Below are 2556 nucleotides of genomic sequence, written 5' to 3' on the forward strand. Positions count from 1 at the left end.
GTCGGCGTCGAGCGGCGTCCGCCAGAACCTCATAACAACCACTCCTCGGGACGCGCCGGCTGCTTCGCCCGGGCCCGGCCGCGCCCAAAAAAAACCGCCCCTGAGCCGCTCCGCGGTGGCTGTTTTAAACTTCCGGGCCCGGCCGCGCCCAAAAAAAACCCGCTCTCGGGCCCCTCCGCGAAGACGGTCGAAGCTTTCCGGCCCGCCGGATAACATGATCGCCGTCGCCGCTATCGTAGCCGCCGGTTAAACTTAGGCCGGGCCGTCAGTTGGTCGGAGTTTGCGGAAGGCCCAACGAGCAGCTGGGTCAAGGAACTCGCCTTCTTTTATCCGCCAATTATATTATACAATTATTAGGGTGGCAATACAAATTTTCGGCTTCGCGTCGCGCCGCGACACCTACTTGAGAGGCGGAGGTCGGCGGCGTCTCCGGCGCGTCCCGTACCCGCGAAATCGGCGGCGAAACCGTCCCCATAAGGGTTTGACTTAGTATCGCCGTTCTGTTATATTTATATTGAAGATTAGTATTATTTAAATGGAATAACGACAAGCGAGGTCCAGCCTTATGAAGAAGGCGACGTATAGTATACCGGTGGTATTAACGATCGTAGCCTTGCTTTGCGCCTCGGCGCCGCCGAACGCGTGGGCCGCCCGTGATAAGATTATAAACTCGTTTCCCTCGCCTGCGGCGGCCCCCGTCGGCCTGACGTACGGCGGCGGCGAACTATTCCTGGGCGATTTTATCTCCAAGACGATATACCGCATGAACCCCGACAACGGTTCCGTACTGGGTTCGTACGTACCGTCGCCCAAACCCGCCGGTACTTTCATGTACGGCCTGGCGTATAGCTCCGGTTACCTGTGGGCCGCGACGGGAAGCCCCACCCGGCTATTCAGGATAACCCCGGCCACCGGCTCCGTGGTCACGAGCTACGCCGTCGGGGGCATCTCGAGCTGCGACGGCATCGCCGCCGACGAGAACTACGTCTACGTCGCGAACAACAACTTCAACGCCCTCTATATCTACAAATTCCGCCCCGCTACCGGCTCCGTCGTCAAGAGCTGGGCCGGCGCCAAGTACCCGGCGGGTTTAAACATAATTACTCACGTCCCCACCTCCAAAAAAGTGCTGATGAACCTGGGCAACGTCGACGGCTGGGTGTACATCTTCGACCTCAACGGCGTTCGCCACGACGGCGAGCAATTTAAGATCGACGCCCCCTGTCCGGAGAGTTATTTTACCGGCGACCTGGCCTGCCGCGATAAAACGCATATATTTTTCGCCTCCGGCTACCTGAAAACGATATTCGAACACGAGATAGATTGGGGAGGGCAAGAGGAATACGCCGTCGCCCCTACGAGCTTCGGAAAGGTTAAAGCGCTCTTCCGGTGATCTTCGCCGTCGGCCCGCCCTGGCTCCGCCTATCGGTAAAAATCGAGGGCGACCTCGTACGGAGGCTGAAGCCGTTTTTTGATACCGCCGGCGGGAAACCGGGCGCCGAAGACGCGGCCCCCGGGTTAACGGTCGCCGCGGCGGAGGAGATCCCGGGAAGCGGACGCCGGGAATTCAAACTCGCCGGGAACGTTTACCGGGCGGACGCACCCGAGGGGCGGGGACGATACGACCTGGCGGAAGGCCGCGGCGACGTCGTACTTACGCCGCGTAGCGGCCCGTACTTCGAAACGTTTTTACGGCAGGTTTTCCTGTTGGAGAGCTATCGTCGAGGGGGGTTAGTACTGCATTCGGTGGCTTTCGCGGAAGGCGACGACGTCGTAGTATCGTGCGGCGCGAGCGAGAGCGGGAAATCCACTTTGGCCGCGATGTTGCAGGGATACTTTACGGTGTATTCCGATGAAATGAACGTCGTCGCCGACGACGGCCGGGTATGGTCGCTGCCTTTCCGCGGGACCGGCGTAGAACGGGTAAACGCCGGCGGGGGCTTATTAAGGTTTCTGACTTTCCACCGCCCGGGCGGGGGCTTCGCGGCCGAACCTCTCGAGCCGGCCGACGCGGCGCGCGAGCTCTGGCCCAACGTCTTCGTCCCGGAGGGGGCCGACGCCCTGGTGAGAGAGCTCGCCTTCGGCCGTACGGCCGACATCGCGAGCCAAACCCCCGCGTTTAAGGTAACGGTACCATTAGAAAAGTGCGCCGCCTGCGAGGGATTTCGGAAATTTTTTAAAAAAGGCGTATCAACAAAGGACTGCGATGATGAAGAGTAAGTACGTGAAGCCTACTGTCGGGAGTGAGCGGGTATTCTCGCTCACGTCGCAAGGGTGCGACGTTAACCGAGACTGCCCCGGCGGGTGCCAGACTGCGCTTCGGTACGAAATTTGCGGACTCTCCTGGAAGCCCAAGAACGTGTTTTGCGGCGAGTTCCCGGCTAATCCAGTAGAGAAGTCCTGACGGGCCTACCGCGCCGCGGGTACGGCCGTCGCCTCGGGGGTAATATAGAAAACCGATCGCGGTCGAAACGCCCGTATTAAAAAGGGCCGGGGTACTTTACGCCCGTCATTCGCCCCAAATCAAATCCGTCTGGAAAAACCCGGCGCTATGCG

Annotated in this window: 2 protein-coding genes; both read left to right on the plus strand. The window is 60.1% G+C overall.

From position 1 onward, the window contains the following. The first annotated feature begins 565 nt into the window (after nucleotides 1–565). Nucleotides 566–1393, plus strand: coding sequence for a hypothetical protein (locus VMX79_06445; GenBank protein ID HUV86733.1), 828 nt, complete (start codon nucleotides 566–568; stop codon nucleotides 1391–1393). Next, a complete protein-coding gene (locus tag VMX79_06450; protein ID HUV86734.1) occupies nucleotides 1390–2220 on the plus strand; it encodes a hypothetical protein in 831 nt (276 codons plus the stop codon). Before VMX79_06445 ends, VMX79_06450 begins: the two co-directional genes overlap by 4 nt. The last annotated feature ends 336 nt before the right edge of the window (nucleotides 2221–2556 follow it).

Source organism: bacterium, from assembly GCA_035529855.1.
Classification (GTDB): domain Bacteria; phylum RBG-13-66-14; class B26-G2; order WVWN01; family WVWN01; genus WVWN01.